Here is a 7199-nt window from a genome sequence, read left to right as displayed (position 1 = left end):
TCCTTTCCATAGGGTTTGGCGTGGGAGTGGGCTTGCCCCGCGATTTGATCTCAAAGCGATACACAAATCTTATTTGATACATCAAATACTGTTTGATGTTGTGTTTTGTATCGCTTATAAATATCCCACGCCCCAAGCCGCCCACCACCGGGAGCCCGAACATGTATGCACAGCTCGTAGAAACCGGCGTAAAACGCCTCAAGTCGCTGGAAGAGATGTCGCCCGAAGAGCGCGCCTTCCAGGAAAAAATCGACGCCGAGATCAAGATCGAAGCCAAGAACTGGATGCCCGACGCCTACCGCCAGACCCTCATCCGCCAGATCTCCCAGCACGCCCACTCCGAAATCGTCGGCATGCTCCCCGAAGGCAACTGGGTCACCCGCGCCCCGTCGCTCAAGCGCAAGCTGCAACTGATGGCCAAGATCCAGGACGAAGCCGGCCACGGCCTGTACCTGTACAGCGCCATGGAAACCCTCGGCGCCGACCGCGACGAAGAGATCGCCAAGCTGCACAGCGGCAAGGCCAAGTACTCGAGCATCTTCAACTACCCCACCCTCAGCTGGGCCGACATGGGCGCGGTGGGCTGGCTGGTGGACGGCGCCGCGATCGTCAACCAGGTGGTGCTGCAGCGCACCTCCTACGGCCCCTACTCCCGCGCCATGGTGCGCATCTGCAAGGAAGAGAGCTTCCACCAGCGCCAGGGCTACGAGCTGCTGCTGACCATGATGCGCCACGGCACCCAGGCCCAGCGCGACATGGTCCAGGACGCCATCAATCGCTTGTGGTGGCCGGCACTGATGATGTTCGGCCCCAGCGACGAACAGTCGCCCAACAGCGCCCAGTCGATGGCCTGGAAGATCAAGCGCCAGACCAACGACGAACTGCGCCAGCGCTTCATCGACCAGACCGTGCCGCAGCTGGAACTGCTTGGCTGCACCGCCCCCGACCCTGAACTCAAGTGGAACGCCGAACGCGGTCATTACGACTTCGGGGAAATCCAGTGGGACGAGTTCTACGAAGTGATCAAGGGCAACGGCCCGTGCAACCAGGAACGCGTCGCCACCCGCCGTAAGGCCATCGAAGACGGCGCCTGGGTACGCGAGGCCGCCGTGGCCTACGCACGCAAACAACAGAACAAGAACGCCGCCTGAAGCGGCCATCGATGCGGAGATCGAGCATGTCTGACTGGACCCTCTACGAAGTATTCGTGCGCAGCAAGCACGGCCTGAACCACAAGCACGTCGGCAGCGTGCATGCCGCCGACGCCGCCATGGCCATCGAGAACGCCCGCGAGCTGTACACCCGCCGCAGCGAGGGCGTGAGCCTGTGGGTGGTGCCCTCGGCGCTGATCACCGCCTCCTCGCCCGACGAGAAAGGCCCGCTGTTCGCCCCGGCGGACGACAAGGTCTACCGCCACGCCAGCTTCTACGAGCTGCCCGCCGAAGTCGGACACATGTGAGGCCCGCCATGCACAAGCAAGCACTCATCCAATACCTGCTGCTGCTCGGCGACAGCGCCCTGGTCCAGGGCCAGCGCCTGTGCGAGTGGTGTGGCAAGGCCCCGGCGCTGGAAGAAGAACTGGCGCTGATGAACGTCGGCCTCGACCTGGTAGGCCAGGCGCGCAACTGGCTGGACTACGCCGCTGAACTGGCCGATGACGGCCGCGATGCCGATGCCCTGGCGTACCGCCGCGACGAGCGCGCCTATCGCAACCTGCTGCTGGTCGAGCAACCCAACGGCGACTACGCCGTCACCATGCTCAAGCAGTTCCTTTACGACGCCTGGCACCACGCCACCCTTGAAGGGCTGACGGCCTCCAGCGATGAACGCATCGCCGGCATCGCCGCCAAGGCCCTGAAAGAAGTCACCTATCACCTGCGCCGCTCCGGCGAATGGGTGCAACGCCTGGGTGGCGGCACTGAAGAGAGCCGCCGGCGCATGCTCGAGGCCATCCCGGCACTGTGGCGCTTCACGGTCGAATTGAGCGTCGCCAACGATGGCGAAGCCCAGCTGGCCCAGGCCGGTATCGGCACCGACCCGGCGCAGATCGCCCAGCACTGGCTGAACACCGTCACGGCCATCTTCGCCTCGGTTGACCTGCCTCTGCCCAAGGCCGCCAGCCACTTCTACCTGGACGGGCGCAAAGGCCTGCACACCGAACACCTCGGCCTGCTGCTGGCCGAAATGCAATTCCTGCCGCGAGCCTACCCCGATGCAACCTGGTGAGCTGATCGCCGGCGATCGCGGCGCCCGGGCCCAGCAGCACGGCGACCTGGCCCATGCCTGGGCGGTGCTGGCCGAGGTGATGGACCCGGAAGTGCCGGTGGTCAGCGTGGTCGACTTAGGGATCGTGCGCGACCTCGACTGGCGCGCCGGCCACCTGCACCTGGTGGTCACCCCGACCTACTCCGGCTGCCCGGCCACCGAGGTGATCGAGGGCGACATCCGCCAGGCCCTGGAGCAGGCCGGCTTCGCCGAACCCGCACTCGAGCGCCGGCTGATGCCGGCCTGGAGCACCGACTGGATCAGTGCGCAAGGCCGTGAGCGCCTGCGCGCCTATGGCATAGCCCCACCCGCGGGCAGCGCCAGCCTGCGCGGCAGCACGCCCAACGTGTGCTGCCCGCAGTGCGGCAGCGCCCATACCGAACTGCTCAGCCAGTTCGGCTCCACGGCCTGCAAGGCGCTGTACCGCTGCCGCGCGTGCCTGGAGCCGTTCGACTATTTCAAATGCCTTTGAGCCGTGGAGAACGCCATGAGCCCGTTTCACAGCCTGACCATCAAGCAAGTGCGCCAGGAAACCCGCGACGCGGTGTCCATCGCCTTCGACGTGCCCGCACATCTGCAGGAAGCGTTCCGTTTCACCCAGGGCCAGTACCTGGTCATGCGCACCCACCTCGATGACGAGGAAGTGCGCCGCTCCTATTCGATCTGCAGCGCCGTGCAGGATGGCGAGCTGCGCGTGGCGGTCAAGCGCGTGCCCGGCGGGCGCTTCTCGGCCTTCGCCAACGAGGTGCTCAAGGCGGGCCAGCAACTGGAGGTGATGCCGCCATCGGGCAACTTCTTCGTGCCGTTGGACCCATTGCGCCACGGCCATTATCTGGGCATCGCCGCCGGCAGTGGCATCACCCCGATCCTCTCGCTGGTCGCCACCACCCTGGCCAGCGAGCCGCACAGCCGTTTCACCCTGCTGTACGGCAACCGCGCCAGCAACAGCGCGCTGTTCCGCGACCGCCTGGAAGACCTTAAGAACCAATACCTGGACCGCCTCAACCTGATCTTCGTGTTCAGCCGCGAGCAACAGGACGTCGACCTGTACAACGGCCGCATCGACGCCGACAAGTGCGGCCAGCTGTTCTCCCGCTGGCTGGATGTGAAGCAGCTCGACGCCGCGTTCATCTGTGGCCCCCAGGCCATGACCGAGACCGTGCGCGACAGCCTGCGGGCCAACGGCATGGACAACGCGCGCATCCACTACGAGCTGTTCGCCGCCGCCGGCAGCGAAGCCCGTCGCGAAGCCCGCGAGGCGGCGCGAGAGCGGGATTCGGCGGTCAGCCATGTGACGGTGATCAGCGATGGCCGCGCCCTGGCCTTCGACTTGCCGCGCAACACCCGCAGCGTGCTCGATGCCGGCAACGCCATCGGTGCCGAGCTGCCCTACTCGTGCAAGGCCGGGGTGTGCTCGACCTGCAAGTGCAAGGTGATCGAGGGCGAGGTGGAGATGGACAGCAACCATGCCCTGGAAGACTACGAAGTGGCCGCCGGCTACGTGCTGTCGTGCCAGACATACCCCTTGAGCGACAAGGTGGTGCTCGATTTCGACCAGCTTTGACACCGCGTTGCCTGCTTCGCGGGTAAACCCGCTCCCACAGGATTCGTGCTGCCCCCGAAGGCACCGAAAGATCGGTGCTGAACCTGAAGGCACCGACAGACCTGTGGGAGCGGGTTTACCCGCGAAGAAGCCAACACCGATACCCGCAACACCCGCGTGACCTGAAAAAACAATTACAACAGCCAGAGAGAACGCCAGCCATGACCCCCGAGCACCTCGAGAGCATCAACAACCACCCTGACTTCCAGCAATTGATCAAGCGCAAGCGCCGCCTCAACGGCACGCTCACCTTGACCATGCTCGCCGCCTACTACGGCTTCGTCCTGCTGGTGGCCTTCGCCCCCGGCGTGCTCGGCCAGTCCCTCAGCGGCGGGGTGACCAGTGTCGGCATGCTGGTCGGGGTGCTGATGGTGCTGCTGTCTTTCGCCCTCACCGGGATCTACACCCATCGCGCCAACACCGTGCTCGACCCGCTCAATGACAAGGTCAAGCAGGAGTGCGCACGATGAACTGGACCGCCATCTCGATGTTCCTGGTGTTCGTCTGCTTCACCCTGCTGGTCACCCGTTGGGCGGCGCTGCGCACCCGCTCGGCCAGTGACTTCTACACCGCCGGCGGTGGCCTCACCGGCATGCAGAACGGCCTGGCGATCGCCGGCGACATGATCAGCGCCGCGTCCTTCCTGGGCATCTCGGCGATGATGTTCATGAACGGCTACGACGGCCTGCTCTACGCCCTGGGCGTACTGGCCGGCTGGCCGATCATCCTGTTCCTGATCGCCGAACGCCTGCGCAACCTGGGCAAGTACACCTTCGCCGACGTGGTCTCCTACCGCCTGGCCCAGGGCCCGGTGCGCATCACCTCGGCGTTCGGCACCCTGACCGTGGCACTGCTGTACCTGGTGGCGCAGATGGTCGGCGCCGGCAAGCTGATCGAACTGCTGTTCGGCATCAGCTACCTGTACGCGGTGATGCTGGTGGGTGTGCTGATGGTGCTGTACGTGACCTTCGGCGGCATGCTCGCCACCACCTGGGTGCAGATCATCAAGGCGGTGATGCTGCTGTCGGGCACCAGCTTCATGGCCTTCATGGTGCTCAAGCACTTCGGTTTCAGCACCGAGGCGATGTTCGCCAGCGCCGTGGCCGTGCATGCCAAGGGCCAGGCGATCATGGCGCCGGGGGCGCTGTTGTCCAATCCGGTGGATGCGATCTCACTGGGCTTGGGGATGATGTTCGGCACTGCCGGGCTGCCACATATCCTGATGCGCTTCTTCACCGTCAGCGACGCCAAGGAAGCGCGCAAGAGCGTGTTCTACGCCACAGGCTTCATCGGCTACTTCTACCTGCTGCTGATCGTCATCGGCTTTGGCGCCATCGTCATGGTCGGTACCGAACCGTCCTACCGCGATGCCGCAGGCGCGATCATCGGCGGCGGCAACATGGTGGCGGTGCACCTGGCGCAGGCGGTGGGCGGCAACCTGTTCCTCGGCTTCATCTCGGCGGTGGCCTTCGCCACCATCCTCGCCGTGGTTGCCGGCCTTGCGTTGTCCGGCGCCTCGGCCGTGTCCCACGACCTGTATGCCTGCGTCATGCGCAAAGGCCAGGCCAGCGAGCAGCAGGAAATGCGCGTGTCGCGCATCGCCACCCTGGTGATCGGCCTGTTCGCGGTGCTGCTGGGCCTGTTGTTCGAATCGCAGAACATCGCGTTCCTCTCCGGCCTGGTACTGGCGGTGGCCGCCTCGGTCAATTTCCCGGTGCTGCTGCTGTCGATGTTCTGGAAAGGCCTGACCACCCGCGGTGCGGTGGGCGGCAGCCTGGCCGGGCTGTTCTCGGCGATCGTGCTGGTGGTGCTGGGCCCGGCGGTGTGGGTCAACGTACTGCACAACGAGCACGCACTGTTCCCCTACAGCAATCCGGCGCTGTTCTCCATGTCGCTGGCGTTCCTCGGCGCCTGGGCCTTCTCGGTCACCGACAGCTCGCAGCGCGCCCAGGACGAACGTGGCCGCTACCTGGCGCAGTTCATCCGCTCCATGACCGGTATCGGCGCCGCCGGCGCCAGCAAGCACTGAACACAAAAACAATAAGAACGACGGGGACCACAACAATGAGCCGCACACGCCTCACCTCGGCCGCCTGGCTGGCCACACTCGCCCTGCCCTTGCCGGCCCTGGCGGACTTCATCGGCGACAGCCACGCGCGCGTCGAGCTGCGCAACCACTACATCAACCGCGACTTCCGCCAGGACAACGCGCCGCAGAACAAGGCCGAGGAATGGGGCCAGGGTTTTACCGCTCGCTTCGAGTCGGGCTTTACCGACGACCCGGTCGGCGTCGGGGTGGATGCCATGGGCCAACTGGGCATCAAGCTCGACTCCAGCCGCGACCGGCGCGGTACTGGCCTGCTGCCGTTCGGCCCCGACAGCAAGGAACCGGTGGACGACTACAGCGAGCTGGGCCTGACCGGCAAGCTGCGGGTGTCCAAGAGCACCCTGCGCCTGGGCACCCTGCAGCCGATCCTGCCGGTGGTGGTGTACAACGACACCCGCCTGCTGGCCTCGACCTTCCAGGGCGGCCTGCTGACCAGCCAGGAGCTCGACGGCCTGACCTTCAACGGCGGGCGCCTGACCAAGGCCAACCTGCGTGATTCCTCCGGGCGCGACGATATCGGCTATGGCGCCGCCACCAGCGACCACTTCGACTTCGGTGGCGGCAGCTACGCCTTCACCCCGCAGACCAGCGTCAGCTACTACTACGCCAAGCTCGAAGAGATCTACCGCCAGCAGTATGTCGGCCTGCTGCACACCCAGCCGTTGGCCGAGGGCGTGAGCCTGCGCAGCGACCTGCGCTACTTCGACAGCCGCGGCGATGGCGCCGAGCGCGCCGGGCGCATCGACAACCGCAACTTCAACGCCATGTTCACCCTCGGCGTGAAAGCGCACAAATTCACCGCCACCTGGCAGCAGATGTCCGGCGACAGCGCGTTCCCGTTCCTCAACGGCGGCGACCCGTACACCGTCAACCTGGTCACCTACAACACCTTCACCCGTGCCGGGCTCGACTCCTGGCAGTTGCGCTACGACTACGACTTCGTGGCCATGGGCATCCCCGGGCTGAGCTTCATGACCCGCTACACCGACGGCCGCCATGCCGAGACCGCCACCGTCAGCAATGGCCGCGAGCGTGAACGCGACACCGACATCACCTACGTCATCCAGAGCGGCCCGTTCAAGGACGTCAGCCTGCGCTGGCGCAACGTTACCTTCCGTTCCGGCAATGGCCTGACCAATGCCGTGGACGAGAACCGCCTGATCATCGGCTACACCCTGGCGCTCTGGTAAGCGCGCCCCCTGTCTATCAGAACAGCATGGAGAA

Annotated in this window: 7 protein-coding genes and 1 pseudogene; all 8 read left to right on the top strand. The window is 65.4% G+C overall.

What is annotated here, in order from left to right; all coding sequences use genetic code 11:
* Positions 1-161 precede the first annotated feature (161 nt).
* Positions 162-1151, top strand: a complete 990-nt coding sequence (gene paaA / locus ACQ4N9_RS23265) for a 1,2-phenylacetyl-CoA epoxidase subunit PaaA (RefSeq protein ID WP_390970477.1) — start codon at positions 162-164, stop codon at positions 1149-1151.
* A gap of 26 nt (positions 1152-1177) precedes the next feature.
* On the top strand, positions 1178-1459 hold the full coding sequence (paaB, locus tag ACQ4N9_RS23260; RefSeq protein WP_390970475.1) for a 1,2-phenylacetyl-CoA epoxidase subunit PaaB: 282 nt from the start codon (positions 1178-1180) through the stop codon (positions 1457-1459).
* An 8-nt stretch (positions 1460-1467) separates the two neighbouring features.
* On the top strand, positions 1468-2226 hold the full coding sequence (gene paaC / locus ACQ4N9_RS23255) for a 1,2-phenylacetyl-CoA epoxidase subunit PaaC (RefSeq protein WP_390970473.1): 759 nt from the start codon (positions 1468-1470) through the stop codon (positions 2224-2226).
* Positions 2213-2737 (top strand): 1,2-phenylacetyl-CoA epoxidase subunit PaaD, encoded by a 525-nt coding sequence (gene paaD, locus ACQ4N9_RS23250; protein ID WP_125858579.1) that lies wholly within the window; start codon positions 2213-2215, stop codon positions 2735-2737. Before paaC ends, paaD begins: the two co-directional genes overlap by 14 nt.
* Before the next feature lie 15 nt (positions 2738-2752).
* Positions 2753-3829, top strand: coding sequence for a 1,2-phenylacetyl-CoA epoxidase subunit PaaE (paaE, locus tag ACQ4N9_RS23245; protein ID WP_390970470.1), 1077 nt, complete (start codon positions 2753-2755; stop codon positions 3827-3829).
* 200 nt (positions 3830-4029) lie between these two features.
* Positions 4030-4338, top strand: a complete 309-nt coding sequence (locus tag ACQ4N9_RS23240; RefSeq protein WP_110993846.1) for a DUF485 domain-containing protein — start codon at positions 4030-4032, stop codon at positions 4336-4338.
* A pseudogene (locus ACQ4N9_RS23235) lies at positions 4329-5897 on the top strand (cation acetate symporter); the annotation flags it as partial. The gene ACQ4N9_RS23240 and the pseudogene ACQ4N9_RS23235, both read left to right, overlap by 10 nt.
* A 35-nt stretch (positions 5898-5932) precedes the next feature.
* Positions 5933-7165: an OprD family porin gene (locus ACQ4N9_RS23230; protein ID WP_390970468.1), complete on the top strand. Its 1233-nt coding sequence runs from the start codon at positions 5933-5935 to the stop codon at positions 7163-7165.
* Positions 7166-7199: the final 34 nt, after the last annotated feature.

The organism is Pseudomonas sp. ES1, from assembly GCF_050586605.1.
Classification (GTDB): domain Bacteria; phylum Pseudomonadota; class Gammaproteobacteria; order Pseudomonadales; family Pseudomonadaceae; genus Aquipseudomonas; species Aquipseudomonas sichuanensis.
This window is presented reverse-complemented; position numbering and strand designations above follow the sequence as displayed.

Excerpts from the sequence above, each read along its gene's own strand:
- paaA (WP_390970477.1), top strand. The coding sequence starts at position 162 with ATGTATGCACAGCTCGTAGAAACCGGCGTAAAACGCCTCAAGTCGCTG.
- paaB (WP_390970475.1), top strand. The coding sequence starts at position 1,178 with ATGTCTGACTGGACCCTCTACGAAGTATTCGTGCGCAGCAAGCACGGC.
- paaC (WP_390970473.1), top strand. The coding sequence starts at position 1,468 with ATGCACAAGCAAGCACTCATCCAATACCTGCTGCTGCTCGGCGACAGC.
- paaD (WP_125858579.1), top strand. The coding sequence starts at position 2,213 with ATGCAACCTGGTGAGCTGATCGCCGGCGATCGCGGCGCCCGGGCCCAG.
- paaE (WP_390970470.1), top strand. The coding sequence starts at position 2,753 with ATGAGCCCGTTTCACAGCCTGACCATCAAGCAAGTGCGCCAGGAAACC.
- ACQ4N9_RS23240 (WP_110993846.1), top strand. The coding sequence starts at position 4,030 with ATGACCCCCGAGCACCTCGAGAGCATCAACAACCACCCTGACTTCCAG.
- ACQ4N9_RS23230 (WP_390970468.1), top strand. The coding sequence starts at position 5,933 with ATGAGCCGCACACGCCTCACCTCGGCCGCCTGGCTGGCCACACTCGCC.